At 69.4% G+C, this 25,895-nt stretch carries 30 protein-coding genes; 15 read left to right on the plus strand and 15 right to left on the minus strand.

Annotation, left to right across the window (positions count from 1 at the left end):
• Positions 1-11: 11 nt before the first annotated feature.
• The 5 genes from AC07NG_RS25145 to AC07NG_RS25165 all read left to right on the plus strand — a co-directional run bounded on the left by AC07NG_RS25145 (position 12) and on the right by AC07NG_RS25165 (position 3,481).
• The gene (locus AC07NG_RS25145; RefSeq protein ID WP_494597119.1) at positions 12-155 is read left to right on the plus strand and encodes a hypothetical protein; all 144 of its coding nucleotides are present in this window, start codon (positions 12-14) and stop codon (positions 153-155) included.
• 12 nt (positions 156-167) lie between these two features.
• Positions 168-773 carry a hypothetical protein gene (locus tag AC07NG_RS25150; RefSeq protein WP_494597085.1) on the plus strand — a complete coding sequence of 202 codons (606 nt, stop codon included), beginning with the start codon at positions 168-170 and terminating at the stop codon, positions 771-773.
• Positions 770-2,317 (plus strand): TolC family outer membrane protein, encoded by a 1,548-nt coding sequence (locus AC07NG_RS25155; protein ID WP_494597087.1) that lies wholly within the window; start codon positions 770-772, stop codon positions 2,315-2,317. The genes AC07NG_RS25150 and AC07NG_RS25155 overlap by 4 nt, the downstream gene beginning before the upstream one ends.
• Before the next feature lie 67 nt (positions 2,318-2,384).
• Positions 2,385-2,804, plus strand: coding sequence for a hypothetical protein (locus AC07NG_RS25160; RefSeq protein ID WP_494597089.1), 420 nt, complete (start codon positions 2,385-2,387; stop codon positions 2,802-2,804).
• Positions 2,801-3,481 (plus strand): HTTM domain-containing protein, encoded by a 681-nt coding sequence (locus AC07NG_RS25165; RefSeq protein WP_494597091.1) that lies wholly within the window; start codon positions 2,801-2,803, stop codon positions 3,479-3,481. The genes AC07NG_RS25160 and AC07NG_RS25165 overlap by 4 nt, the downstream gene beginning before the upstream one ends.
• A 6-nt stretch (positions 3,482-3,487) precedes the next feature.
• Here AC07NG_RS25165 and AC07NG_RS25170 read toward each other — a convergent pair whose 3' ends face one another.
• Positions 3,488-4,060 (minus strand): helix-turn-helix transcriptional regulator, encoded by a 573-nt coding sequence (locus AC07NG_RS25170; protein WP_492854488.1) that lies wholly within the window; start codon positions 4,058-4,060, stop codon positions 3,488-3,490.
• Positions 4,061-4,395: 335 nt separating this feature from the next.
• On the opposite strand from AC07NG_RS25170, the gene AC07NG_RS25175 reads away from it, so the two are divergent.
• The 10 genes from AC07NG_RS25175 to AC07NG_RS25220 all read left to right on the plus strand — a co-directional run bounded on the left by AC07NG_RS25175 (position 4,396) and on the right by AC07NG_RS25220 (position 13,124).
• A complete protein-coding gene (locus AC07NG_RS25175) occupies positions 4,396-5,067 on the plus strand; it encodes a hypothetical protein (protein WP_494597093.1) in 672 nt (223 codons plus the stop codon).
• Positions 5,068-5,181: 114 nt separating this feature from the next.
• Positions 5,182-5,769 (plus strand): hypothetical protein, encoded by a 588-nt coding sequence (locus AC07NG_RS25180; RefSeq protein ID WP_110119383.1) that lies wholly within the window; start codon positions 5,182-5,184, stop codon positions 5,767-5,769.
• Positions 5,770-5,794: 25 nt separating this feature from the next.
• A complete protein-coding gene (locus AC07NG_RS25185) occupies positions 5,795-6,358 on the plus strand; it encodes a hypothetical protein (protein WP_492854486.1) in 564 nt (187 codons plus the stop codon).
• Between the two features lie 17 nt (positions 6,359-6,375).
• Positions 6,376-6,975: a hypothetical protein gene (locus tag AC07NG_RS25190; RefSeq protein ID WP_492854485.1), complete on the plus strand. Its 600-nt coding sequence runs from the start codon at positions 6,376-6,378 to the stop codon at positions 6,973-6,975.
• A gap of 3 nt (positions 6,976-6,978) precedes the next feature.
• Positions 6,979-7,551: a hypothetical protein gene (locus tag AC07NG_RS25195; RefSeq protein WP_494597096.1), complete on the plus strand. Its 573-nt coding sequence runs from the start codon at positions 6,979-6,981 to the stop codon at positions 7,549-7,551.
• A gap of 14 nt (positions 7,552-7,565) precedes the next feature.
• The gene (locus AC07NG_RS25200) at positions 7,566-8,180 is read left to right on the plus strand and encodes a hypothetical protein (RefSeq protein ID WP_110119379.1); all 615 of its coding nucleotides are present in this window, start codon (positions 7,566-7,568) and stop codon (positions 8,178-8,180) included.
• Positions 8,177-8,767 (plus strand): hypothetical protein, encoded by a 591-nt coding sequence (locus AC07NG_RS25205; protein WP_494597098.1) that lies wholly within the window; start codon positions 8,177-8,179, stop codon positions 8,765-8,767. The genes AC07NG_RS25200 and AC07NG_RS25205 overlap by 4 nt, the downstream gene beginning before the upstream one ends.
• 32 nt (positions 8,768-8,799) lie before the next feature.
• Positions 8,800-9,603, plus strand: coding sequence for a fimbrial biogenesis chaperone (locus tag AC07NG_RS25210; RefSeq protein WP_494597100.1), 804 nt, complete (start codon positions 8,800-8,802; stop codon positions 9,601-9,603).
• 4 nt (positions 9,604-9,607) lie between these two features.
• Positions 9,608-12,127: a fimbria/pilus outer membrane usher protein gene (locus tag AC07NG_RS25215; RefSeq protein WP_492854481.1), complete on the plus strand. Its 2,520-nt coding sequence runs from the start codon at positions 9,608-9,610 to the stop codon at positions 12,125-12,127.
• A gap of 1 nt (position 12,128) precedes the next feature.
• Positions 12,129-13,124 (plus strand): hypothetical protein, encoded by a 996-nt coding sequence (locus AC07NG_RS25220; RefSeq protein WP_492854480.1) that lies wholly within the window; start codon positions 12,129-12,131, stop codon positions 13,122-13,124.
• A gap of 87 nt (positions 13,125-13,211) precedes the next feature.
• Here the strand turns inward: AC07NG_RS25220 and AC07NG_RS25225 are convergent, their stop codons facing one another.
• The 14 genes from AC07NG_RS25225 to cpaB all read right to left on the minus strand — a co-directional run bounded on the left by AC07NG_RS25225 (position 13,212) and on the right by cpaB (position 25,824).
• Positions 13,212-13,616: a hypothetical protein gene (locus AC07NG_RS25225; RefSeq protein WP_487292278.1), complete on the minus strand. Its 405-nt coding sequence runs from the start codon at positions 13,614-13,616 to the stop codon at positions 13,212-13,214.
• A 486-nt stretch (positions 13,617-14,102) separates the two neighbouring features.
• Positions 14,103-14,729, minus strand: coding sequence for a helix-turn-helix transcriptional regulator (locus AC07NG_RS25230; RefSeq protein WP_487292279.1), 627 nt, complete (start codon positions 14,727-14,729; stop codon positions 14,103-14,105).
• A 293-nt stretch (positions 14,730-15,022) separates the two neighbouring features.
• Positions 15,023-15,529 carry an A24 family peptidase gene (locus tag AC07NG_RS25235; RefSeq protein WP_494597103.1) on the minus strand — a complete coding sequence of 169 codons (507 nt, stop codon included), beginning with the start codon at positions 15,527-15,529 and terminating at the stop codon, positions 15,023-15,025.
• A gap of 21 nt (positions 15,530-15,550) precedes the next feature.
• Positions 15,551-16,057, minus strand: a complete 507-nt coding sequence (locus AC07NG_RS25240; RefSeq protein WP_494597105.1) for a tetratricopeptide repeat protein — start codon at positions 16,055-16,057, stop codon at positions 15,551-15,553.
• A gap of 13 nt (positions 16,058-16,070) precedes the next feature.
• On the minus strand, positions 16,071-17,027 hold the full coding sequence (locus AC07NG_RS25245) for a type II secretion system F family protein (RefSeq protein ID WP_492854476.1): 957 nt from the start codon (positions 17,025-17,027) through the stop codon (positions 16,071-16,073).
• A gap of 9 nt (positions 17,028-17,036) precedes the next feature.
• Positions 17,037-18,032, minus strand: coding sequence for a type II secretion system F family protein (locus AC07NG_RS25250; RefSeq protein ID WP_494597107.1), 996 nt, complete (start codon positions 18,030-18,032; stop codon positions 17,037-17,039).
• Between the two features lie 4 nt (positions 18,033-18,036).
• Positions 18,037-19,383 (minus strand): TadA family conjugal transfer-associated ATPase, encoded by a 1,347-nt coding sequence (locus AC07NG_RS25255; RefSeq protein WP_487292284.1) that lies wholly within the window; start codon positions 19,381-19,383, stop codon positions 18,037-18,039.
• A 2-nt stretch (positions 19,384-19,385) separates the two neighbouring features.
• Positions 19,386-20,600, minus strand: a complete 1,215-nt coding sequence (locus tag AC07NG_RS25260; protein WP_492854475.1) for a CpaE/TadZ family protein — start codon at positions 20,598-20,600, stop codon at positions 19,386-19,388.
• Complete coding sequence (locus AC07NG_RS25265; protein WP_494597110.1) at positions 20,597-21,196, minus strand: TadE/TadG family type IV pilus assembly protein; 600 nt, start codon at positions 21,194-21,196, stop codon at positions 20,597-20,599. Before AC07NG_RS25265 ends, AC07NG_RS25260 begins: the two co-directional genes overlap by 4 nt.
• Positions 21,193-21,699 (minus strand): TadE/TadG family type IV pilus assembly protein, encoded by a 507-nt coding sequence (locus tag AC07NG_RS25270; protein WP_494597111.1) that lies wholly within the window; start codon positions 21,697-21,699, stop codon positions 21,193-21,195. The genes AC07NG_RS25265 and AC07NG_RS25270 overlap by 4 nt, the downstream gene beginning before the upstream one ends.
• A complete protein-coding gene (locus tag AC07NG_RS25275) occupies positions 21,692-23,122 on the minus strand; it encodes a pilus assembly protein TadG-related protein (RefSeq protein ID WP_494597112.1) in 1,431 nt (476 codons plus the stop codon). Before AC07NG_RS25275 ends, AC07NG_RS25270 begins: the two co-directional genes overlap by 8 nt.
• A 56-nt stretch (positions 23,123-23,178) precedes the next feature.
• Positions 23,179-23,496 (minus strand): hypothetical protein, encoded by a 318-nt coding sequence (locus AC07NG_RS25280; protein ID WP_492854472.1) that lies wholly within the window; start codon positions 23,494-23,496, stop codon positions 23,179-23,181.
• Complete coding sequence (locus AC07NG_RS25285; RefSeq protein ID WP_494597114.1) at positions 23,468-24,856, minus strand: type II and III secretion system protein family protein; 1,389 nt, start codon at positions 24,854-24,856, stop codon at positions 23,468-23,470. Before AC07NG_RS25285 ends, AC07NG_RS25280 begins: the two co-directional genes overlap by 29 nt.
• A gap of 71 nt (positions 24,857-24,927) precedes the next feature.
• On the minus strand, positions 24,928-25,824 hold the full coding sequence (gene cpaB / locus AC07NG_RS25290) for a Flp pilus assembly protein CpaB (protein WP_494597115.1): 897 nt from the start codon (positions 25,822-25,824) through the stop codon (positions 24,928-24,930).
• Between the last annotated feature and the right edge of the window lie 71 nt (positions 25,825-25,895).

Below are 25,895 nucleotides of genomic sequence, written 5' to 3' on the forward strand. Positions count from 1 at the left end.
GGCTGATCGAGCTGGTCGCTCCGTTCGGCGGCCAGGACGAGATCCTCGCCGATCTCGCCGCCAACGTCTTCCCTGGCCAGAGCTTCAAGTTCCACACCGTCGGCGCCGACGGCCAGCGCCAGGTCGTCTCCTATCCCCCGCAGCCCCAAGCCTGAGTTCGTGTCGTCGTGCTGATCGCTTCCCTCGCCGCGGCGGGCGCCCTGGGCCTTTCCTGGCCCAGCCTGCCGCACTCCATCCCGTTCCCGACCGAAGGGATGCATCGGCGCGCCGGCTACAAGGTCAAGACCAAGGCCTACCACCTCAAGGGCTGGGAGATGCGCATCGAGCGCGACGGCTTCACGGGCCTGACCCGCTGCCGGCTCTATGCGCCCTCGACCGTTCTTCAGGGGCGCATCACCTATGCCCGCGACGTGCTCGGCTTCCATCTGGGCGAGGACGTCGACGTGGCGCAGGCCTGGTACAGCATCGACGACAAGCCGCCCGTCGCCTGGCGCGACGACTTCCCGACCCTGGCGTCCCGGCGCGAGCCGCTGTCGACCGACAACCTGTTCAACCCGACCGGCGGCGTCGTGCTGATCCCGCACGAAAAGCTGGACGGCGCGCGCACCGTGACCATTCGGGCCGGTCGCGACCAAGCGCCCAAGCGCTTTCGCCTGAAGGGGTTCGAGCGGGCCCTGGCGGCGGCGCGGGCCAATGGTTGCGGCGTTGCGGGCGGCGTTGCGGGCGGCGAAGCGGGGAGCGACGCGTTCGAGCGCGACGCCCTGACGCCGTGAGGCGGACCAGCCTCGCCGCGTTCGCTCTCTGCCTGACCGCGACCACGCCCGCCGCCGGCCGGGCCGAAGACCTCGCCGACGCCCTGGCGCGGGCCTATCAGAGCAATCCCTCCCTGCAGAGCCAGCGCTACGAACTGCGCGCCCTCGACGAGGTCTATGTCCGCGCCCATGCGGGCGTGCGGCCGTCGGCCGAGCTGCGGCTGACCGGCGACTATGCGGACAACCGGTTCGGCGACGCGGCCCAGGCCCTGCGCCTGGTGGCCGATCCCACGGTCGGCCGCCGCCTGGAGACCAACCAGGGCGAGGCCACGGTGATCCTGGAGCAGCAGCTCTACAGCGGCGGTCAGGCCAGCGGCGCGATCGATGCGGCCGCCCTGCGCATCCGCGGCGGCCGCGCGGCCCTGCGGATCGCCGAGGGCGACCTGCTGCTGCAGGTGGTCGCCGCCTATGCCGACGTCCGCCGCGACCGCCAGAGCCTCGAGGTTCGGCGCAACAACCTGGCGGCCCTGGAGCGGCAGCTGGACATCACCAAGGCCCGCCAGGAGGCGGGGGAGGTGACCCGCACCGACGTCGCCCAGGCCCAGGCCCAGCGCGAGGCGGCCCTGGCCCAGATCATGGCCGCCCAGGTGCAGTTGGAGGCCAGCCGGGCCAACTACGCCGCCCTGGTCGGCGAGAACCCCGGCGAGCTCGATCCCGAGACCCCGCTGCCGCTGTTGCCGGGCACGCTGGACGAGGCTTTCGACCGCGCCGAGCGCGACAATCCCGATCTCGAACAGGTCCGCCTGACCGAACGCGAAAGCCATTTGCAGGCCCAGCTGGCCAAGACCGCCGCCCGGCCGACCGTGACCGCGCGGACCGCCTATGGCACGTCGGGCGAATTCGCTCCGTTCTACAGCCAGGACCAGGACAGCGCCTGGACCGCCACCATCGCGGTCAGCAAGCCGCTGTTCGCCGGCGGCGCCTACCAGGCCTCGTACCGCGAGGCGCTGAACCGCAACGGCGCCGACCTGCTGCGGGTCGAGGCAGCGCGCCGCCAGGTGATCCAGAACGTGCTGTCGGCCTGGAACCAGGCCGCGGCCGGACGGGCCAACATCAAGGTCCAGCTCGCCCAGGTGCGGGCCGCCGAGATCGCCTTCGACGGCATGAGCGAGGAGTTCAGGGTCGGCCAGCGCTCGACGCTCGACGTGCTGGTGGCCGAGCAGACCCTGCGCGAGGCGCAACTGGCCCTGCTGGGGTCGCGCCGCGACGCCTTTGTCGCCGAGGCGGCTCTTCTGCGTCAGCTGGGACTGCTGGAGATGGGCGTGCTGACCACCGGCGTGCGGCTCTACGATCCGTCGGCCCACCTGCGCGAGGTGCGGGGCAAGGGCGCCGTGCCGTGGGAGGGCCTGCTGGTGGCGCTGGATCGCGCGGGACGGGGCGGGCTCGATCCGCTGCCGGTGACCCGGGCGGGCGGCGGACAGGCCGACTTCGCGCCGGCCGCGCCGCCGGTCGAGCGCCCGCTGGCCGTCACGACGCCCACCGAGCCGCGAGCGACCCGGCGCTAGCCGGGCGCTCGACACGGCGGCGCGGGGCGCGTAACTCGGGCCTTCCATCCGTCGTCCTGCTGGAGCCATGCTGCAGTCGCTGAAGCTCCTCCTGCCGGCCCTGATCCCGTCGTGGAACTTCTTCGACGTGATCGCGCCGTCGCCGCGGATCGAGTACGCGCTGCTGGCCTCGCCCGACGCGGCTCCCGAATGGCGGGAGTTTCGGCCTCGGCCGCGGCGCGTCTCGGCGACCGCCATGCTGTCGCGCCTGTTCTGGAACCCGGGCCGCAACGAGGACCTGTTCCTGGTCAGCTGCGCCGAGCGTCTGGTCGATCAGCCCACCGCCCACAGCGAGGATGAGATCTACCGCCGGATCGCCGCCGATTTCGGTCCGGAGACGGGCGGCTGGCTGTGCTTTCGGCTGCTGTTCCTGGCCTGGGAGGACGGGGCGATCGTCGGCGAGGTGCTGTTCACCGCCGAGCCGCGCCGGTGGAAGGACGCGGCATGACCCTGGAGGCCGCCGCCCGCCTGAGCCAGGTCCTGCTGGCCCTGGCCCTGATCCAGCAGAGCCTGGAGCATCTGTCCGTCTCGCGCCCGGATCGTCCGCTGTTCGCCGCGCGCATCGTGCTGTGTCTGCTGGTCGTGGCGGGACTGGTCTCGCCCTGGCCGCTGGTCGGCCTGGCCCTGGTGTCGCTGATGGTGCTGCGGCGCTTCCAGGGGCCCTACAACGGCGGCAGCGATCGCATGGGCCTGCTGGCCCTGTGGTGTCTGACGCTGACGGCGCTCATGCCCGCGCCGCGCCTGAAGGAGCTGTTCTTCGGCTATCTCGGCGCGCAGCTGATGCTGTCCTACGTCGTGTCGGGCTGGGTGAAGATCATCAACCCCGACTGGCGCTCGGGCGTGGCGCTGCGGCAGGTGTTCCAGTTCTCGGCCTATCCGGTAGCTGAGAGCCTGCGCGGCTGGGCGGCGCGACCGCGCCTGCTGCTGGCCATGTCGTGGGCGGTGATGGCCTTCGAGCTGACCTTTCCGCTGACCCTGCTGTCGCGGCCGGCGTTGATCGCGGGCCTGGTCGTGGCGGCGGCCTTCCACCTGGCCAACGCCTGCCTGTTCGGCCTCAACCGCTTCTTCTGGATCTGGCTGGCGGCCTATCCCGCCATTCTCTGGCTCCAGGATCGGCTGTTCTGAGCCTGCTCAGGCGAAGATCTTGATCACCGACGCCAGGATCTCTTCCTTCGAGCGCACGCCCATCTTGCCGTGAATATGCTTGATGTGGGTGCGGACGGTCAGGATCGAGACGCCCTTCTGGTCGGCGATCCGTTCGGCGCTGTTGCCGGCGATGATCTCGGCCAGGATCCGGGCCTCCATCGTGCTCAGCCCGAACATCGCTTCCAGGCGGGGCAGGTGGGCCGGGGCGTCGAAATCCTTGAGCACGATGACCAGGGCGCGGTCGTCGCCGTCCCGCACCACGCGCATGCGCATCAGGTAGCGTTCGTCCTGGTCGCAGTCGATGATCTGGCAGACCTCCTGGCCGGCCAGGGCCTCGGCCATGCGCTCGACCAGGAACTGGTGGGCCCGGCGGTCAACGCCGCCGACCTTGCCGCCGCGATCGACCAGCGGGCTCGCGCCCGACAGCATCACGGCCGCGGCGCGCGAGCGCCACAGCACGGTCCCGTGGGAGTCGATGACGATGCGGGCGATCTCGTCTTCATCCAGACAGAAGCGTATCGCGCTGATGTCGATGAGCGAAGCGTGGGAACCATCCATCGGCCTATTCCCTCCCTTGAAGGCGTGGCTACTTGGGCCGCGCCATTTTTATGCCTTACTTAAATCGAGTTACGGCCGAGTTATCCACAACCTAGGATAAATGAGAGCGCTTTCGCGTCAGTTTGACGCATTAGTCGCTGATAATGATTATCATCCAAATTCAGATCATCGATCTGCATTACTAAGATCAATTTAGTTTTCCAATATTCTCCTCAATTTCCATCAATTCCCCCGTTGGGTGAAACTGTATTCTGTACCCAAGGTGGGGGATTTCAGGTCCTCGGTTCTCTGCAATCGTTCATTAAGAACTTGTTAAGAGAAACGAGGATCGGGACATGGCCGACAAGCTATCGACGCTTCCTCGCGCTCTGCGCAGCCAGCGCAAGCCGTCCTTGAAGGACTGGATACTTGGCGGGAGCTTGCTCGCGGGCGCTCTATTCGTTGCGAGCGTTGGTGAAAGCCGCGCCCAGGTCACCGCCTACGCCGGCGGTTCGCCCCCCAACATCGTGCTGTCCATTCCGGTGACGGCTTCGGTGGGCGGCCGCTGCGGCTTCTCGCCTGGCGCCGCGCCGAGCGGCACGAAGGACGTCGGCGAGGTCAACAACGCCTTCACCGCCGACTTCCCGTTCACCCTGCAGTGCACGGTGCCGTTCCGGGCTGCGGTGATCTCGAGCAACGGCGGCCTGCTGGCCTCCAGCGTCACCCCGGCGACCGGCTACACCAACCTGGCGCCTTATCTGGTCGACCTGAACCTGGTCGGCGACGTCGGCGTCGGCGCGGTCAACGCCACCTGCGACACCGGCGACCTGAAGACGACCTCTGGCGCGACGTGCGGCTTCAAGGGGCCGGCCTCGGCCAGCCAGGGCCTGCGCCTGAACGGTTCGTCCTACGACACCAGCGGCTCCTACGTGCGGGTTCATCGCGGCGCCTATGCCGGCGCCCAGATCCTGGCGGCCGCCAACACCTATTCGGACTCGCTCACGGTGACGCTCAGCGTCTCGCCGTGACCGCGCTTACGGGTCCGCTCCCCCGGCGGATCCGGCGTCTTTCAGGGGGAGGGGGCCTCGGCCCGAACAACAGAGAGAAGCCGGTCCGCCGGCGCGACATTTGGGAGTGAAGACATGAACAAGACGATCCTCATCGGCGCCGCCGCCCTTCTGGGCCTGGCGATCGCCCCGGCCGCCATGGCCCAGACGGTGACCGGCACGGTCAACGTCACCGGCAGCGTCGCGGCCAAGTGCGTGGTCATCACCGGCGGCAGCGGCGGCACCTTCTCGGGCTCGATCCCGCTGGGCGAACTGGCCCAGGCCGACGGCACCCTGTCGACCACCCTGTCGGGCTCGACCAACGCCAGCCCCGGCGGCTCCACCCAGTTCCGGGTCAACTGCAACAGCGCCGCCCCCAAGGTGACCCTGAGCTCGACCCGCCTGGCCCTGACCCCCAGCGCCTCGGCCCCGACCGGCTACACCGGCGTGATCGACTACACCGCCGCGCTCGACGCCGCCCTGGCCAACAGCACGACCCAGACGGTCAGCTACGTGACCGCCGCCGCCCTGCCGGCCGCCACGGTCCAGAACCTGTCGACCAGCCTGGCCAACAGCGCCGGCAACCTGACGGTCAAGGCCTACGCGCTGAACACCGCCTCGGGCGCGCTGCTGATGGCCGGCAACTACGCCAGCACGATCTCGATCACCATCGAGCCCTCGTGATCGCGCGGGAAAGGGGAGAAACGCCATGCGTAGCGCCCTTCTCCTGACCGCCGCCGCGGCGAGCTTCACGCTCGTCGCGGCCGGGGGGCAGGCCCAGGCCCAGAGCGTCACCGGCACGGTCCAGGTGAACGGAACGGTGGCCAACCGCTGCCTGTTCGTCACCGACAACGTCGTGCTCGACCTGGGCGAACTGTCGCTGCAGACCGGCGACGTCGCGGCCATCGGCCGCCTCGACCAGGCCAAGCTGACGAGCCGGACGGCGACGTTGAACGGCTGGTGCAACGGCGTGTCGGCGACCATGGCGGTCGAGGCTCAGCCGATCTTCAACACCAGCTTCACCGCCACGGCGCCGACCGGGTTCGAACGCCGGATCGACTACACCGCCACCGCCTCGGCCGCTCCGGCCAGCGGTTCGGTGTCGGCGTCCGACACCACCGTCACGTCCGGCGGCGGCTCGGCCAGCACCACCGGCATCTTCGCCAGCGACATCGTCGTCAGCTTCGCCGACGCGGCCACGCCCGCCGGCGGCCGGCTGATCTCCGGGTCCTATTCGGGCTCGGTGGCCGTGACGCTGGCTCCGGCCACCTGAAGGGGAGGAAGGTCGTCATGATCCAGCACCGGACCTGTTTCGCCAAGGGCGTTACGAGCTTTGCGGCGGCTCTCGCGGCCCTCGGCTCGCTGTCCGTCGCGACCGGCGCCCAAGCCCAGGATCCCGTCCAGGGAACCGTCGGCCTGGACGCCCAGGTGGCCCAGGTCTGCGTGCTGGGGACGCCCAATCCCGGGACCCTGGCCCTTGGCCAGATCTCCGAGGCCTCGGGAGCGCGGGTGGGCCGGCTGACGACCATCGCCAGCCAGTCCATCCAGCTGCCCGGCACCTTCTGCAACTACGCCGGCGCGGCCCTGGCCATCTCGGCCTCGCCGCTGGCGGTGACCGCCACCACCCAGACCGGCTTCGTCGGCTCCGTGGACTACACCTGCACGATCAGCGCCTGGGGCGCGACGGCGGCGACGGTTCGCACCAGCGCCGGCAGCAGTTCGGGCACGGGCTCCAGCGCGACCAATCCCGCGCCGCAGGAAACCGACCTGACCCTGGTCGTCTCGGACTTCGCCGTGAGCAGCGACGACCTGCTGCAGCCGGGCGCGTACCTCGCGCTCGTGACCATCACCCTCGGGCCCGATGCGGGCCTGGCCGCTTCGGGGAGCTGAACCATGCGGCGCACCTTTCTCATCCTCGCCCTGGCTATCGCCCCCTTTGCAATGACTGGCGCAGCCTGGGCCCAGACCTACGGACCGTCCGACAGCGCCGGGCCGATCCAGATCACCGCCACCGTGCCCGACAACATCTGCACGATCGGCGACCTCTCCGACGGCGACAACCTGTTCGACGTCGGGGTGATGATCGACACCACCACGGGCCTGCTGCTGTCGACGCTGTCGGCGCCGCCCAAGGTGCTGACCGGAACCCAGTGCGGCGCTCCGAGCCAGCTGACCATCTCCGCCACCCAGATGACGGCCCAGGCCTTCACGATGACGCCGCCGAACGGCTTCTCGCGCGGGGTCGACTACACGGCCACCGCCTCGGGCTGGACCACGGTGGACGCCAGCTACGCCACGGGCGACGCCGCCAACACGGCCGCCACCCAGACCCGCGACACCGGCGGATCGGGCCAGATCACCATCAGCCTGTCGGACTTCGCCACCGCCGGCGGTCCCAGCCTGAGGCCGGTCGCCGACGACACCTATCAGGGGGCGATCGTCGTCACCCTGGCGGCGATCAGTTGAGCGGGGAGGGCGCCATGACCAGCACCAATCGCATGAAGGCCGCCGTTCTCGCCGGGGCCTCGGCCGTCACCCTGCTGCTGCTGGGCCAGATCGCCCGCGCTCAGACCGACGACAACACCCGCGACTTCGTGGTCCAGGGCCAGGTGCCCAAGGTCTGCACGATCGCCTCGCCGACGCTCGGCGCGAGCCAGCTGGTCAACTTCCTCACCCTGACCGGCGGCACGCTGCAGGTCGACCAGCTGACCGATCCGGTCACCCTGTCGACCCGCGCCGCCTCGGCCCAGGTGACCTTCGCGGCGGTGTGCAACTACGCCCACCAGATCGTGCTGGAGAGCCAGAACAACGGCCTGTGGCGCTCGGAACTGGGCCTGACCCCGGCCCCGACCGGCTTCAGCGACGCGGTGCCCTACACCGCGACCCTGGCCTGGGGCCCGATCAACAACCGCTTCGAGGCCGACGCCAGCGCTCGCCAGATCCGCGACAGCGCCCAGGCGGTCGACCAGCCGGTCGTCGGCGACGTGACCCTGCGCCTGGATATCCAGCCGGGCGCCACGAACCTGCAGACCAATGCTCCGCTGGTGTCCGGCGTCTACCGCGACACCCTGCGACTGACGGTGGAACCCCAATGAAGACCGTCCTCATCCTCGCCGCCGCCGCGACGCTGGGCGTCGTCGCCCCCTTGGCTCCAATCGCTTCGGCCCAGACCGTGAACACCACGGGCGACCAGGCCGCCAGCCAGCTGGAGCTGATCGCCCAGGCGCCCAGCGCCTGCGTGCTGTCGCCGCCCTCGGCGGCCAGCGGCGCCAACACCAGCTTCACCGCCCAGGGCGGCCAGGCCGGCGTCGTGCGCTTTACGCAGTTCGTCGATCCCCAGACGGCCCAGCCGCGCGACGCCTCGATCAGCCTGGCCTTCCCGGTGGTCTGCAACTCGGCCCACCGCCTGGTGGTGCGCACCGACGGCACGGGCCTGTCGCGCACCGCCGGCGCCGCGCCAGCCGCGGGCTTCCGCGACAGCCTCGACTTCCAGGTCACGGCCGACTGGGCCGGGGCCAGCGCGTCAGGCTCGAGCACGGCCCTGACTCCGATCGACCTGGTCACCGCCAACGGCGCGGCCGGACAGATGAACCTCGTCGTCGCCGTGGCTGGCGGCGGGGCGCCGATGGTGGCCGGCGACTACGCCGGAACGCTCGTCGTCGAACTGGAAGCCCAGAACTGAACTCTCGAACACCCATGAGGAGCGGACACCGAATGACTCGTTCGAAAAACTACCGGGGGCGTTGGCTAGGGGCGGTCGCCGCCCTCTGTCTCTCGGCTCTCGCGGCGCAGGGGACGCCGGGCTTGGGCGGAAGCGCCCTGGCCATGACCGTCCAGCCCGTCGTCATCGACCTCAAGCCGACCGGTCGGGGCATGTCCCAGATCGTCACGGTGCAGAACACCTTCGCCAACCCGCTGCCGGTCGAGCTGCATGCCGAGGAGCTGTCCTTCGACGACAAGGGCGCCCATCCCAGCGACACGCCGACCAACGACCTGCTGATCTTTCCGCCGCAGGCGGTGATCCAGCCGGGCGAGACGCAGTCGTTCCGGATCCAGTGGGTGGGCGATCCGGCCCTGGCGCAGAGCAAGCACTACTACGTCACCGTGGCGCAGATGCCGGTGAAGCTGCCGGAGGGCCAGTCGGCCATCCAGATCCTCTACAACTTCCAGGTCCTGGCCAGCGTCGGCCCCGCCGGCGGCAAGCCGTCCCTGGCCCTGTCCAAGAGCGAGATCGGAACCGACGCCGAAGGCAAGCCGGTGCCGATCGTCTACGTGGCCAACACGTCCAACACGCACGGATACCTGTCCCGCGGAAAGCTGCGGATCATCGAGAAGGACGCCGCGGGCAAGGCGGTCTTCACGCGGACCATTCCTGGTCCGGAGATCCAACAGACGATCGGCTTCGGCCTGATCGCCCCCGGCCAGACGCGGCGGATCGCCGTTCCCATCGAACTGCCCTTGACGGCGGCAGCAGGAGGCTCCCTTGAGGCTCAATTCTTGTCCGACGAAGGGCGCTAGGTCCTTGACCTACCGCCGCTGGCTGCTGGCGGGATGCCTGGCTGGCGCGACGCCCCTCGTCGCGCCCCTGGCAGCCCTGGCCGAGCCGATCCCCTACGCCATGCTGGCCGCGGCCCAGGAGCCGACCAGCGCGCCTTCCCCCGGTGCGGCCACCGCCGCCGACGCTCGCCGCCAGCTCAATCCGACCGGCCGCGACGTCAACCTGACGGTGCCGTTGAAGACCGGCGACTACTATCTGGGCGACATGCCGCTGGCGATCTCGGCCGACGGCCAGCTGTCGATGCCGTCCGACCGGCTGCTGAGCCTGCTGGCCCCGCTGCTGGACACGCCGGCGATCGCGGCTCTGCGCTCGTCGCTGGCTGGCCGCAGCACGGTCTCGCCCGAGGCGGTGACCGCCGCCAACATGAGCATGACCTACGACCCCCGGGCGCTCGAGCTGCGGATCGTGATCCCCGCCGAGCTGAAGGTGGTGCGCAGCCTGCAGGTCGCGCCGATGGACCGCACGGGCGTGGGGACCTACCTCCCGCCGGCCGGCTTCAGCGGCTACATGAACATCCGCGGCTCCGTCGACTACGTCGAGCAAGGCTTCGACGAGGGCTTCGGCGACCCGACCTTCCTGCTCGACAGCGCGCTGCGCATGAACGGGCTGGTGTTCGAGAACGAGGCCGTCTGGCAGCCGGGAGCCGACAACGACTTCCAGCGGCTGGGCACGCGCTTCGTCTATGACGACGTCAAGAACGTGTTGCGCTGGACCGCCGGCGACCTGCAGCCCGTCGGTCGCGGCTTCCAGTCCGCGCCCGACATGGCGGGGATCTCGATCTTCCGCTCCTACAGCGTGCTGCAGCCGCAGACGATCGCCCGCCCGCGCGGCCGCGAAAGCTTCACCCTGGCCCGGCCCTCCGACGTCAGCGTGATCCTCAACAACCAGCTGACCCGGCGCCTGCGCCTGGATCCCGGACGCTACAACGTGCGCGACTTCCCGTTCGCGCAGGGCTCCAACGACGTCCGCCTGGTCATCGAGGACGATACCGGCCGGCGCGAGACCTTGCAGTTCAACGTCTTCTTCGACCGCGCCCAGCTCGATCCGGGCCTGTCGGAATTCGGCCTGTTCGCCGGGGTCAAGGCGCCGCTGCTGCTCGACGGTCCCGACTACACCGAGGAATGGACGGTCAGCGCCTTCTATCGCCGCGGCATCACCGACCGGGTCACCTTGGGCGTCAACGGCCAGGCCGACGACACCACCGTCATGATGGGCGCCGAAGGTCTGTTCGGCACCAAGATCGGCACGCTGGGCGTCGACTTCGCCCTGTCGCACATCGATGTCTACGGCTCGGGCTATGCGGCGATCGTCAGCTTCCAGCGGCTGTTCCAGTTCTCCGGCGGCCGCGCCGACGCCCTGAACCTGTCGTTCGAGACCCGCAGCCGCGACTTCGGTCCGGTCGGGACCTTCATTCCCGACAACCGCTACGCCTACGAGGTCGGGGTCGGCTATTCGCACGCCTTCAGCGACGCGATCTACGCCAGCTTCGACGGGCGCTATTCGGCCGGACGCGACGCGTTCCCGGACGCCAGCGCCTATCGTTTAGGCATGGGTTACCGCCTGACCTCGAGCCTCGCGGTCACGGCCAACCTCATGTACGACGACGTGCCCGGGCGCCGCGAAACCTCGGCTCTGATCTCGCTGTCCTGGCAGTTCTCGAACAACTCCAGCCTGCGGGCCGAGTACGATGGCCGCGAAGACCGCGCGCGGATCGCTTATCAGACGATCCACGGCCAGGGCGTAGGCTCCTACAACGCCTTCGCCGAGGTCTCGCGCTCGCCCGACGACTCCGCCTTCAACGGCAGCGTCAACTACATCGCCAACCGGGCGGAGCTGGGCCTGTCCCACTTCCAGGCCTTCGAGGGGCCCGACAATGGCCGCACCTCGATGCGGGTCGGCACCTCGATCGGCTTCGCCGACGGCGCGGTGTCTGTCGGACGGCCGATCTACGACAGCTTCGCCATCATCCAGGGCCACAAGAGCCTGAAGGGCGCCGACATCGTCGTGAACCCCACGCCGTTCGGCTACAGTTCCAATTCCGGCCAGATGGGCACGGCGCTGGAGACGGGCCTGGCCGCCTACGCCGAGCGCACGATCACCGTCGACGCGCCCAACGCCCCGGCCGGCTACGATCTCGGCTCCGGCTCGTTCCGGGTCTTCCCGCCGTATCGCTCGGGCTACCGCCTGGTGGTGGGGTCGGACTACTCGGTCACCGCCATCGGCCGCCTGGTCGACGCCGACGGCCAGCCGCTGGCCCTGGTGTCCGGCCGCGCCGTCGAAATGGCCAAGAGCGGCGAGGGTGCCGAGCCGATCACCATCTTCACCAACCGCGTGGGCCGCTTCGGCGCCTCGGGCCTGAGGCCCGGCCGCTGGCGGCTCGAAATGGGGACCTCGCCCCCGACCGTCTACTACCTCGACGTGCCGGAAAGCGCCGAGGGCTTTGTCAAGGCCGGGGACCTCAAGCCCGCCGCGTCCGGAGGCTGACATGAAACGCCGATCGCATATCCTGCTTCTCGGCCTGGCCGCCGGCCTCGGCGGATCGCTGCTGGCCTCGGGCTCGGCCCTGGCCCAGTGCGTGACCTTCGATCCCGTCGTCCTGTCGGGCACCTTCGACCCGTTCAATCCGAGCGGCACGACGGTCCAGACACTGTCCATCACCGCCCGGCGTCCGCCGGCGGTGGGCGGCAAGAAGACGCAGGAGGTCGATTTCATCTACCTGCGCCGGCCCGATACGCCGTCGAGCCTGACGATCGTTCAGACCTCGACCGGCGGGCAGATCCTGGAAAACCCGCCCGGGCACGTGCTCGACCCCAACAACGTCAATCCCAACGAGGTCGAGCTGAACTTCGGCGGCGTTGGCCAGCCCGACGTGAAGACCTTCATGGTCACCATCACCGTGCCCAGCGGCGCCGACCTGCCGGCCGGGACGACGGATCTCTATCTGGACCAGAAATACTACTGCAAGCGCACCGGCGGCGCGGCCGACGAGTCCGGCGTGATCTCCAACTCGCTCGACATCCGCATCAACGTGCTCAGCGCCTTGCAGGCCAGCTTCGTCGGTCCCGCGCTGGATTTCGGCGAGATCGGGACGCTGGCCACGGCCGACCTGCCGACCACGCCGAATTCGGTGAAGCAGCGCACCGGCAATGTCCGGGTCGCCAGCTCGGGTCCGTACTCGGTGGCGCTCACCTCGGCCAACCAGTTCCGGATGACCTATCCGGGAGGCAACCTGGCCACGACCAACCAGCGCATTCCCTACCAGCTGGCCTTCCTGGGTCAGACCAAGACCACGGCCTCGCCGACCTTCAGCACCGTGACCTGTGCGCGGGCCGGCCTGTCGGGACAGTACCTGGCGGTGACGCCGACCCTGCTGGAGGGCGGGGCGGGCAAGGTTCCCGCGCCCAACTACCAGGACATCCTGACGGTGACCGTGACTCCTCTGGCGGTGCCGACCGGTACGACTCCCGTCTCCTGCATGTGACCTCGGCCCAGCCTGAAAAAGCCCCGCCGGCGCGAGCCGACGGGGCTTTCTTTTATCCGCGCGCCCGAGAGGGGCGGGCGCGAAGGATCAGAGGGCGGTGATGTTCACCGACAGATCGCCGACCTGGCCGGCGTCCGCGCCCGGATCCAGGCGCAGGGCGTGGCTCTGCGAGGCGGCGGTGCTCGATCGGCTGATCAGGGTGACGCCGGTCGACGACAGCTGGATCTTCTCGCCGTCGACATAGACCGCGGCGTCGCTCAGGCCCTGGGCGTGGGTCAGGCGCACTTCGTAGCCGGCGGCGCTGTTGCAGAACTCGGTCATGCGGCCGAGGTCGGTCGCTTCGGTGCTCGAGGCCGTCGAGGCGTCGAGGCTGACGCGGCAGATGACCGGCACGTGCCCTTCGAGGCGAAGCTCGTAGCTGGCCGGCGCGGCGGAAGCGGTGGTGGCGGCCAGGACGGTGAAGGCGGCGGCCATGATCATCGGAAAGCGCATTTAAAACCCCAGGAGTGAGGATGATGGGAGGATCATCCCGGGTGAGGGTTAAGCACCGCACCCTAAAACATGGTAAACAAAACCATTAGTAAGAATGACAGGCTGTCGCAATAGAATATTCGTTAGACGACGCATCTAATGATGCGTGCGTAATGCATTCTTACTATGTCTGATCTGGACAATAAAAAACCCCGTGAGGGGTGCTGTGAATGCTGGGTTGTGTTGGTTGTCGTGCGCGAGTTGCGGCGATCGACCGACGCCGGATCAGGACGAGGGGGTGCTGATGTCCTGATCCGGCGCTCGACGGGCGGGGCGGCTCCGCCGAGGAGCGTCGAGGCGTTGCGGACAGCCCCGACGAACCGGTCATCGTCGCGGCGGTGACAAAACGGGGGGATTTGCCCTCGCGACCTGTAAATATTAACATATACAGGTCGCTCCACAATAACGCAGCCTTACTAATGGCAAGAATAGAGCCGAGAATTTATCTCATTCGATGATATCGGCGGAAGAAATAACCGAGACCAGTTCGGCCTGGCGGTGCACGCCAACCTTGACCATGGCCGAGGCCATCTGGACGCGCAGGGTGTTGATGCTGACCTTGCGCTCGGCGGCGATCTCGGCCGGCTCGAGGCCCTGGGCCACGCGGGCGACGATCTCCGCTTCCGCCGGCGAGAAGTTGAACATCATCCGCGCGCGCTCGGCGATGCGGGGAGAGGCTCGGCCGACCTCGCGGACCGTGACCAGGGCGCAGCGGAAGCCGCTGTCGTCGGTGCTGAACGGTTCGACCAGCACGACCAGGGGTTTCTGGCTACGCGAGCGATGGATCAGCATGGCCCCGGATCGGCCCTGGCGCACGGCCGCGGCGATGCGGTTGTGCAGGGCCTCGGCCTCGAAGCCGTTCTCGGCCGTGAGCAGTCCGCCCTTTTCCGACAGCCCGTCGCCGTGGGCGACGTAGCTCCAGGCCAGGTCGTTGGCCGCGTAGACGCAGCCTTCGCTGTCGGAGACGATGACTCCGAAATTCAGCAGGTTGAGGATGGCGTTGGCGACGTGCGGTTCGAACACGCCGCGTTCGACTTCCGAATCCACCACCTCGATCATCTTGATCAGTCCCATGTGCGACGCCCCGTCTGGTCGCCTTCCAGTCCCCGACAACAAGATCTTGCTTTAGGTCTGCGTTGCATCCACGGATTGTGACTGCTGCAATTCAAAAACAGATTTGTTTAATTTCGACACTGAAGGCTTGTGTAATTGATTTGATATTATTTCGTGGGGCGTCGCATACCCTGCATTGGGTAGTCAAAAAGACTATGTGGAGAAGACAACGCTATCAAACTGAGGCGTGTCGTCGCGGTTTCTCCTGGCGAGCGATATCTCTGTAAATGCAGTGAAATGCAGTTTCACTACTTTCAGAGTTGAAGGTGGACCAGGCGATGGCTGACGGCCAGCAGGCCCGAGTCCACGCCGACCTGCAGGGCGCCGACCGCGATGGCCACGCCATAGGGTACGCCGGCCCGGGTCCGGATCCAGCCGGGCATGGCCACGGCGTAGGGGCGGGCGACCAGGGCGACCAGGGCCAGGGCCCCGCCGGCGATCGCCGTGGCGATGGTCAGCAGCAGCAGGTTTTCCATGCCGGCGAACAGGGCGGCGACCGCCATCAGCTTGACGTCGCCGGCTCCGACAAGGCGGCGCGCGAACATCGGGACGCCGGCCAGCATGACGAGGCCGAAGGCCATCAGGCTGGAGAACCAGCTCGGCGCCGGCCAGAACAGGAACTGCGCCGTCAGGAACAGGGCCAGCAGGGCGGCGGGGATCCAGTTGGGGATCTTGCGGCTCCACATGTCCCACAGCGCCGCGGCCACGAAGAAGCCGGCATAGGCGATCGAACCAGCCAGGCGGACGAAGTCGATTTCCATCCCAGGTCTCCTGGATCAGTCTCAGGATCCGCCGCCGGGAAGCGGCGCGACGTCGTCGGGCGGTCCGCCGGCCAGGGGCGTCGCCGGCGGCGGCGCGGCGGCCTGCAGCACGCCCGGCGCGACCTCGCGGCCTTGCAGCCGGGCGGAATAGGCGATGTTGCTGAGCACGATGCGCGAGCTCGGATCGACCGCCAGCGCCCGTTCGTAGTAGCGCGCGCTGAGATCGAAGCGGCCCAGCTTGTCGTAGACCACGCCCTGGGCGTTCAGCACCCGCACGTCGGACGGCGCGCGCGTCGCCGCCAGTTGCAGCAGCTCCAGCGCCAGGGCGTAGTCGCGGGCGTTGATGGCCTCGGCGGCGCGGCCGTACAGGCGATCGACCGCCGCGGCGGGGTCGGGCGCGGGCAGGGCGGCCAGGGCGCGGATCTCCAGCGGGGGCTGGCGGTGCGGCGTGACCAGGGCCGCCAGGCGCGACAGCGTCGCGCAGCCGGAAAGCGGGATCAGCAGCAGGGCGATCAGCAAGCGTCGCATCTTGGCTTCTCCTCTAGTGCCTCTTGAGGGCGGGCATCAGGTTGTGGACGACGTCGAGCCCGGCCGGCAGCAGCAGGGCGGTGATGATCACCGGCAGGATGCAGGCGACCAGCGGCAGGGTCAGCAGCACGGGGATGCGCATCGCCTTCTCCTCGCCGCGCAGGAACCGCCGCTCGCGCAGCTCGCCCGAATAGGAGCGCAGGGTCTGGGTGATGCTGGCCCCCAGGCTGTCGGTCTGGATCATCAGGGCCGCGAAGGCGCGCAGGGCGTCGACATTGACCCGGTCGGCCATCCGCCGCAGGGCGTCGGCGCGGCTGCGCCCGGCCCGCAGCTCCTGTGACACCCGGCCGAACTCACCCGAGATCTCCGGGTGCGAGGGCGCGATCTCGTGGCTGACGCGGATGAAGGCCGCGTCCACGCCCAGGCCCGCCTCGACGCAGACCACCATCAGGTCCAGGGCGTCGGGGAACTGGTGCTCCAGCCGCTCGCGGCGACCCACGGCGCGCAGGTCGATGAAGATGGCCGGAACCACTAGGCCCAGGCCGCACAGCAGCAGCGCCCCGGCGATCACCGGCAGGCCGACGACCGGATTGGGTGACAGTTTCTGGGCGATCAGCAGGGCAGCGGGCAGGCCTACGGCCCCGATCACGCGGGCAAGGAAGTAGAGCGGCACGGCCGCGGGAGAGTCGAAACCGGCCTCGGCCAGGGTCTTGGCCAGGCGCGAGCGCTTCTTCTCGTCGCCGCTCGTGGTTCTGGACTGCAGCCAGCCCAGCCACGAGGCCTTGGGCTTGGTGTCCTTGAGCAGGCCCCCGGCCGGACCGGCGGCGAGGGACGCCCCGCTGACGGCCCGCTCGCGCATGCGCCGCCGCAGGGCCGAGCCGGCCTCGACCTGGCGGAAGGCCAGCAGGGCCATGGCCGCGACGGCCAGGAAGACCCCAAATTGCAGAGCGATGGAGAAGAGAGCGTCCATGTCGCGGCCTCAGTATTTGAAGTTGACGATCCGGCGGATCATCAGCTGGCCGATGAAATAGAGGCCGATCACGCCGGCCACGACGGGCCAGAAGGCGGGATCGGAGAACTTGCTGGTGTAGAATTCGGGCCGGAAGACGCTGACCACGCCGACGCAGAACACCGGCAGCAGGCTGAGGATCAGGGCCGACATCCGGCCTTCGCTGGCCAGGGCCCGGATCCGCTTGGCCAGCGAGGCGCGGCCGCGGATCACGGTGGCCAGGCCCGCCAGGATCTCGGCCAGATTGCCGCCGGTCTCGCTCTGGATGGCGATGCTGACCGAGAAGAAGGCCACGTCCGGCGAGCCGGTGCGCCGGGCGAGGTTCGCCAGGGCGTCGCGGAACTCCACGCCGTAGGTCGTCTCGTCCAGCACCAGGCCGAACTCGCTGCCGATCGGGTCCGGCATCTCCTGGGTCACCAGGCCGACGGCCGAGATCACCGGGTGGCCGGCGCGCAGGGCCCGGATCATCACGTCCAGCGACAGGGGCAGCTGTTCCTCCAGCTTGGCCAGGCGAGTGGCGTGTCGATTGACGATCCACATGGCCGCGACCGCCATGCTGATGGCCGCCGCGCCGATCGCCGTCACCAGCACCTGCGAGACGGGCGTCTCCACCGGCTGGCTGCGCAGGAACACCAGCGCCAGCAGCCACAGGCCGCCGGCGACGGCCGCCGTGGCGCCCATCACCTGCAACGGCCCGGCGGTGATCCCCGACTGGCGCAGATAGAGCACGGCCTTGCCGTAGAGGGCGCCGAACGACGAGCGATCGATCCAGCTGCCGCGCGGGTCGCGCACCAGGGCCTCATAGACCTTGTCCTGGCTCATGCCGCCGGCCATCAGCGTCAGGCGGCGATTGACCCTCTGGGTGTGCTCGCGAGCCGATAGCAGCAGGTCGAAGATGGTCTGGCCGGCCAGCACGGCGGCGACGAAGGCCAGCACCAGCGCCATCGGAAAAAGCAGGCTGTCCATGGCGTCACCCCGAGATCCGGCCAGGCGAGAACAGGTTCGACGGCAGGTCCACGCCGCGGGCGTGCAGCACCTCCATGAACCGCGGCCGCACGCCGGTGGCCTCGTAGGCGCCCGCGACCTTGCCGTCGATCGTCCGTCCCGCGCGGCGGAAGCGGAAGATCTCCTGCATGCAGATGACGTCCTCCTCCATGCCGGTGATCTCCGAGACCGACACGATGCGGCGGGCGCCGTCCTCCATCCGCTCGGCCTGCACCACCACGTGGATGGCCGAGGCGATCTGGCCGCGCACCGAGCGGGCGGGGATGTCGAGCCCGGCCATGCCGACCATCTGCTCGACCCGTGAAAGGGCGTCGCGCGGGGTGTTGGCGTGCACCGTGGTCATCGAGCCGTCGTGGCCGGTGTTCATCGCCTGCAGCATGTCGAAGGCCTCGCCCGAGCGGACTTCGCCGACGATGATGCGGTCGGGCCGCATGCGCAGGGCGTTGCGCACCAGTTCGCGCTGCTGGATCTCGCCCTGGCCCTCGATGTTGGCGGGGCGGGTCTCCAGCCGGCCGACATGCGACTGCTGGAGCTGGAGCTCGGCGGAGTCCTCGATGGTGATGATCCGCTCGTGGTCGTCGATATAGGCCGACATGGCGTTGAGCAGGGTGGTCTTACCCGAGCCGGTGCCGCCCGAGATCAGCACGTTGCGCCGGGCCTGGACCACGGCCTCCAGCACCAGGGCCATCTCGCGGGTGATGCTGCCCAGCTCGACCAGGCGGTCCATGGCCAGGGGCACGCGCGAGAACTTGCGGATCGAGACCAGTGGGCCGTCCACGGCCAGCGGCGGGATGATGGCGTTGACGCGCGAACCGTCGGCCAGACGGGCGTCGACCATCGGCTGGCTCTCGTCGATCCGCCGGCCCACGGCCGCGACGATCTTGTTGATGATCCGCACCAGGTGGCGGGTGTCCTGGAAGCGCACATTGGTGCGCTGCAGGCGGCCGGCCCGCTCCACATAGACCATCTCGTGGGTGTTGATCAGGATGTCGGTGACGGTGTCGTCCTTCAGCAGGGGCTCGAGCGGGCCCAGGCCCAGCAGCTCGTCCAGGATCTCGTCGACCAGCTGGTCGGTCTGGGCCGGGGTCAGCAGGCGCTTCTCGTCGGCCAGCAGGCCGCTGACCGCGCCGCGGATCTCCTGGCGCAGGGTCTCGCGCGGGGTGCGGTCCAGCAGGCTGAGGTTCAGCAGGTCGATCAGCCGCTGGTGCAGCCGCACCTTCAGGCCAAGAGCGTCGTCGATCGGCGGGGCCTGGGCGAATTCGGCCGCGGCGGCCTGGCTTTCGATCCGGTGGGTTTCTTCACTCCACAGCATAGCTATCTCCCAGCCTGGGCGAGCGCGACGGGCTGGGCGGGAACCAGCGTGTCGGCCAGGCGGGTGATCGCCGCCTCCAGCTTGGTCCCCCGGCGCACGGCGCTCAGCGCCACGCCCTGGTTGATCGCCTGGTGCATGAGCTTGCGGTCTTCGGGAACCACGAGGTCGAAGGGGCGGCCGATGGCCTGCTCGGCGGCCTTCAGCGACAGGCCGCTGGCGTTGTCGGGCTCGACCTGGTTGCAGACCAGCGTCAGCGGCACGTCGTCCAGGCGCTGGGCGGCCAGCATGTGCAGCTGTCGGCGCACCAGGTGCACGTGCGGCACTGACAGGTGTGTGACCAGGACGATGCGCTGCGACTGGCGCAGGAGGCGGTTGGTCCAGGCCGTCCAGACCGTGGGCAGATCGACCAGGGTGGTTTCGAAGTCGCGGCGCAGGGCGGCGATCAGGCCGTCGACGACGGTCGGGCTCAGCGCCTCGACCGGCATCATCTCCTGCGGCGCGCCCAGCACGGCCACGCCGCTGCGATGGCAGGGCAGGGACGTCGCGAACGGCATTTCCTCCACCGCGCCGCCGGCCGCCAGCACCTGGCCCACCGTCACCGCGTCGCCGACATCCAGGTAGAGGGCGGCCACGCCCATTTGCACGTCCAGATCGGCAAGGCAGACGCCGGAGCCGCCGGAGCGCCCGGCCAGCATGACCGCCGTCTGGGCCGCCAGCGAGGTCGCGCCGACCCCGCCGCCCGCCTTCAGCACGCTGATGATCTCGCCGCTGCGCTTGTGGGCCCGGCCGGTGTCGAGCCGGCAGAAGATCCGCTCCAGGGCGATGGCCAGGGTCGTGTCGCTGACCGGGGCCGGCAGCACGTCGGCCGCGCCCTGGTGCAGCAGCCGGCGGGTGGCGTCGATCTCGGCGCCGCGCATGGCGACCAGCACCTCGATGCGGGCGGCGCTGCTGGCGATGCGCTGGGTCATCCGCTCGACCTCGGCCGGATCGGCGCCGTTCAGCCCCACGATCAGCAGGTCGAAGGTGTGGGCGGCGCGTTCGGGCCAGGCGCAATCCAAGAGCCGGAAGGTCACGGCCGGGAACATCGCCGACAGCATGGCCACCGGCGGATCCGCGCCGAGGCCCACGCCGCACAGCCCCACGCGCCAGGCTGTGGGGCGGCTGGGCGGGGGCGGTGGGGCGACGGATTTCGGGCGACCGAAATGGAGCAGGCTCATGACAGGCTCTCTCCGCTGAGTGTCGACGTCATGGTGGGAAGGGTGAAGGGCGCGACGCCGAAGATCTGTAGGGCGGCGCTCTGGAAGGTCAGGCCGGTCACGCTGACGCTGACCAGCGGCTCCATGTCGGGGGCGTAGGGGTTGCCCACCCGGCCGATGCCGACATGGTGATAGGTGACGGTGACCTTGGCGGCGGTGATCTCGGGATCGTAGTGCTGCATCTTCGTCACGACGGCGTTGAAGGTGCTGTTGTTGAAGGTGTTGCCGGCCAGGGTGGTCCCGGCCGTCTGGGTGCAGCTGGACGAGGATCCGGCGCAGCTGAAGGTCACGTTCGGCGCGGTTCCGCCGCCGGGGATGTTCTGGGTCAGCCCGTCGTAGTTGGCCATCGCCGAGGCGATCATCGGGCTGACCACGGCCAGGCGCACGCCTTCGCGGGTGGCGGTCTTGGCGGTGTTGATGGTCCAGCCCAGCCGGCCCATGTCGATCACTGCCAGCAGCATCGAGACGAAGGCGAAGCAGACCAGGCCGAATTCGGTCGCCGTGGCGGCGCCGTCGTCGCGGGCCAGCCGCCGGATGAGGGGTGGGAGGCGGGTCATTCTGTCCACGCCTCCTGGGCGCTGACCGTGAACGAGGTGAGGGTGACGCCCGTCAGCGGGCCGAAGGACTCGATGTAGGGCGGGGTGGCGGAGACCTGCACGCGCGGCACGCCGGTCATGTCCTCGTAGCGCCCCAGATAGGCGCCGCTGTTGGCGACGCAGGAGAAGCTGACCGTGACCGTGGCGTTGCTGGTCCAGGTGGCGATCAGGGGCGTGCCCGAGGCGTCGACCGTGCCGGTGCGGGTGAGGTTCTGGGTGTTGGTCAGGTTCTGGGCGGCGCTCGTTCCGGTGAAGCCCCCGCAGTCCATCGGCAGGCGGGCGGCGTAGCGGGCCGCGTCGCGCACCGCCGAGACGGCGATGTGGTAGTTCCAGAACAGCCGTCCCGCGCCGACGAAGGCGAAGCACAGCAGCACCATGAACGGCAGCACCAGGGCGAACTCGACCGCCGCCGAGCCGCTGCGCCCGGCCATTAGCCGGCGGAAGAGGGCGGGGCGGCTAGTCATAGAGCCGCACCGAATAGAGCTTGGTCTCCGCGCCGACGGCCGAGACGTCCGTCGTCGCGCCGATGACCTCGCCGTAGATCGAGTTGCTGACGGCCGGGCCGATCAGGAACAGGTCGACATAGGCGATGACGTGCACCGTCGAGCTACCGTGGACGTTGTCGGCGTTGCAGTTGACGATGACGGCCGAGATCGTGCGGCGGTCGGGGGTGATCTGGGCACCGGTCTTGTTGCACTGGGGCGCGGCGTAGTCGTGCGAGCCGCTGGTGGCGGTCTGGCTGTCGGAGAAGGCGCCGGCGGGCTTGGAGATCGTCCCGTTCAGCATCGCCAGCTCCCACTTGTAGACCTGGTAGCGCGTGGGGCTGGTGGCGCCGGCGACCGGCGCGGGGCCAAAGGCGTTCCAGCCCGTGCCTGTCGAGCCCGCGGGAACCTGCGGCGTGTAGGTGGTCGGGTTGATGCCCGAGTGGTTGGTGGCGAAGTACTGGGCGACGTTCCAGATACCGCTGCCCACCACGCTCGACTGGTTGCAGTCGCGGGGCAGGCCCATGCCGGCGGCGACCGCCGCGCTGCTGGAGCAGCTGTTGCTGGGCACGGAGACGCTGGGCGTGCAGGCGCTGTTGCCGGCCGCGGTCTTGGACCCGACCATGGTGTTCATCGCCGGCAGGTACAGCGGGTCGCTCTTCAGCCCGCTGGCCGAGGACTTGTAGATGTCGAAGCGGACGTTGAAGTAGTCGTCGGCCGAGGCGATGTTGCCGGTCTGGGTCTGCACCGTGGTGCCGAAGCACTCGGTCAGGGGAGGGCTGCGGCCCATGGCGTTCTTGACGTCCGCGGCGCCCGAGCCGACCGACAGGAAGCCGAAGTTCCCCGGTCCCCAGGCCCCGTTGCCGCCGGGCGGCGGGGTCAGGACGAAGTTCTTGCCGATGTAGTTGTCGCCGTCGAACGTCAGGCTGGCGGCCTCGTTCGGATTGCAGATCATCAGCGGCGGCGACTTGCAGATCGCCGTGCCGTAGCCGGCCACCGCCCGCGCCGTGGCGTTGAAGCCGGACGCGCCGGTCAGCGCCCCGAACACCAGGCCCCGGGACCTGGGGGCCAGGTTGATGCGGATGAACTTGGCGGTGGCGTCGGTGCTCGCCGTGACGTCCGGATCGCGGCTGGACAGGAAGGTGATGTCGCTGGCGGCGATGGCGACGTTGCTTTCGTAGGTGTCGCCCAGGGCCTGGCGGTTGCTGACAAGGCTGCCCATGGCCGCCGTCTGGGCCCGACCCATGGCGCCGCTGGCGCCGTCCAGCTGGCTGGCGCCGGCCAGGGCGGCGGCGTCGACGGCGTTCTCCAGTTCCGCCCGCAGCGCCAGGGCGCGGCTGACGTCGAAGGCCAGGCCCCCGATCGCCACCAGCCCGATCAGCGCCACGCCGGTGAGGGTGGCCACCGTGCCCGAACGGTCCCGGACAAAACGCCGGAGAAGGGAAGAAGCGCGGGGCATGCTCAGTTGGCCGGACTCTTGGCCGCTCCCTTGTTGTCGATGCTGGAGGTGCTGGCCTGGACCGGCTGGATCACCTGGTTCTTGCCGTAGCGGGTGGCCGCCAGGGTCGCGCGGACCCCGTCGCCGCCCGGCTGCAGCACGCCCTCGTAGCGGGCCTCCGGATCGGCGATCTGGGCGGCGAGGTTGGACCGCAGCGCCACGCCGAAGTCGGGCGACAGGTCCTTGCGGGCGTCGGCGCAGCCGGCGAGGGCGGCCCCGGAAGCGGCTAGCGACGCCGCGGCGAGCAGGATCCTATTGAAGGACATGGCCTTGAGGCGCATCGGCCCCTCCCTTGGACGTGGACGGCTGGCTCGACTGGGTCTTGCCCAGCAGGAACAGCTCGGTGTCGGACGGCGGAACGAAGCGGTCGGCGGGCGTCGCCTGCCGGGCTCGCGTCGGCCGCACGAGATGCGGGGTGACCAGGATCACCAGCTCGGTCTGATTGCGCTGGTAGCTGGTGGAGCGGAACAGCGAGCCCAGGATCGGCAGGTCGCCCAGCATCGGGAACTGGCGGATCTGGTCCTGGTAGTCGTCGCGGATCAGGCCCGCGATCGTGAAGGACTCGCCGTCGCGCAGCTCGACCGTGGTCTTGGCCCGCCGCACCTTGATGCCGGGGATCCGCAGGCCGTTGCTGACGAATGAGGCGTTGGGATCGATGCTCGAGACCTCGGGATTGACCACCAGGTTCACCAGCCCGTCCTGCAGGACGGTGGGGGTGAAGGCCAGGCCGATGCCGAACTGCTTGAACTCGACCGTGATCGTCGTCTGGCCGCCGCTCTGGTTCTGGGCCACGGGGACGGGGAACTCGCCGCCGGCCAGGAAGTTGGCGGTGTCGCCCGACATGGCCGTCAGGTTCGGCTCGGCCAGGGTCTTGACCAGGCCCTTGGTCTCCAGGGCGTCGAACAGCACGTCCAGATCGACGTCGCCGGCCCGCAGCGGGAACTTCAGCAGGCCGAAGGTGTCGGTCAGGGTGCTGGCCACCCCGGTGTCGCCCGTGCCGATGACGAAGTTGTGGTAGTTCGGCGAGGCCGGGTTGGCGGTGTTCATGTTCAGCCGCAGGGCCTTGGCCGTGGCGCGCTCCATCTCGACGATGCGCACCGACAGGGTGACCTGCTGGCTGCCCTGCACCGACAGCATGTTGACCACCTGGCCTGGGGCGTAGCTCTCGGCCAGGGCCGCGGCCCGGCCGGCGATCGCGCCGCTGCTGGCCGTGCCCGACAGCACGATCGACTGGTTGCCCGAGGCGACCTTCAGGCCGTCCTCGTCGGGCAGGGCCTCGCGCATCCGCTGACGAAGGGTCTCGACGTCGGCGCCGACCACCACATTGGCGGCGGCCACCAGCCGGCGGCCTGGGCCGTAGGCCGTGAGGGTCGTGCCCCCCAGCTTCTTGCCGACCACATAGACCGACCGTGAGGTCAGCGGCAGAACGTCGGCGGTGTCGGGGTTGCCGATCATGATGTCCGTGTACGGAGCGGGCAGCTCCAGCACCTGGGCCTTGCCGACCGCGACATTGACCTCGACCTTGCGGACGGCGGCGTCGGAGAGGGCAGCGGGCTGGGCCTTTACGGTGGTCGGCAGGGCGACCGCCATCAGCGGCAGCAATCCGGCCGCCGCGGCCAGCAGCGTGTGTTTCAGGGTCATGTGAGCGGATCCTGCGCCGCGCGCCGTCCTGGCGCAGCGGCTGGAGGGATGAGGAGCGGGCGCGGCCATGGTCACAGCCCCACCCGATAGCCGGTGGTCTCGACGCCGCGCGTCACGCGGACCTCGGTCGACATCGGCGGCATGGTCGTCGTCGCGGGACGGCGGACGGGCGGACGGCGCGGCGCCGAGGCCCGCACCGGCGCGGCCGCGGCCGGGCTGGAGACGGGCGTCGGACCCATGCCGCGCGACAGGTCGGCCAGGGTCATGGTCCGGCGGCCCAGCGGCGACTGGTCGGAGATCTGGCGCAGGGCCAGCGACAGCGCGCCCACGGCCTGGGCCAGGGTGATGGCCTGGGCCTGGTCGGGCGTCACCTCGACGGTGATCGCCTTGACCACCACGGGCTTGTCGGCGCTCTGGTCGTCGGACTGATCGACGCCCACGACCCGCACGTTCTCGGCCAGCACCTGGGTCAGGCTGGTCTCGGGCTGGTTGTTGTCCTTGCTGCGGGTCAGCATGACGTCCACCCGGTCGCCGGGCAGCACGAAGCCGCCGACGCCGGCCACGTCGTTGGCGCGCAGCGACACCGCCCGCATGCCTTCGCCCAGAGAACTGGCGAGGTTGGAGCGTCCGCCCGAACCGGAGACCCGGTCGGCCAGGATCGGCTCGTTGGCGGCGATGTCCTTCAGCGCGATGCGGGCGCCGCCGGGGCCGGAGGCGGCCTCCGGAATGGTGCGAAACGCGCCCTGGGGCACGGCGTCGGTCGGATAGTGCGCGACCTTCAGCACCGCGCCTTGCAGCTTGAAACCTCTGGCGAGGGGTTGCGAGGCGACGACGACAGGCGTCGAGCCGGTTTCCTTCAGGGCCGGGGCGTCATCGCGCCCGGCGCTCATGTAGACTCGCGCGGCGAGCACGGCGCCCAGGCCCAGCACCGCGGCTGCGCCCAGGGATATGATGGTCTTGGTCTGCATCGTTCGACCCCCTCCCCACGTCGACGTCGGGCCTGTCCTAGCCCTTCGCCATGGGTCGGCGCCGCGGCGTG

The organism is Caulobacter sp. GW821-FHT10C03, assembly GCF_059415485.1.